Source organism: Candidatus Poribacteria bacterium, assembly GCA_021295755.1.
Taxonomy (GTDB): domain Bacteria; phylum Poribacteria; class WGA-4E; order WGA-4E; family PCPOR2b; genus PCPOR2b.
Genome location: JAGWBT010000255.1, coordinates 4,225 through 4,571, shown reverse-complemented (window position 1 = coordinate 4,571; position 347 = coordinate 4,225). Strand labels below are relative to the sequence as shown.

Below are 347 nucleotides of genomic sequence, written 5' to 3'. Positions count from 1 at the left end.
GCATCTGTCGGAAACGGTGTTTTTTGCGAATTAGGCAACGGAGATGTCGATTTCCCTGCGTTCCTTACGGAGTTGCGAAGTCGGGATTACGACGGTTGGATTGTCGTGGAGCAAGATGTCTTACCGGGGATGGGCAGCCCGTATGAGAGTGCGGAACGGAACCTTCGGTATCTAAATTCAATTCTATAACAATAAAAAACAACGTTAGCGTTAGGAGTAATATTAGATGAACAAACCTTCAAAAATCCGTGTCGGTCTTATCGGTGCTGGACGTATCGGTAAACTTCACATTGAACACCTTGCCCAGAATATACCAGAAGTTGAATTGACCACGATTTGCAGCTTAA

The 347-nt window shown here is 45.0% G+C and carries 1 protein-coding gene; it reads left to right on the top strand.

Annotation, left to right across the window (positions count from 1 at the left end; genetic code table 11):
• On the top strand, positions 1 to 189 hold a 189-nt coding region (locus J4G02_23160), incomplete at its 5' end, for a xylose isomerase (protein ID MCE2397405.1).
• Positions 190 to 347 lie beyond the last annotated feature (158 nt).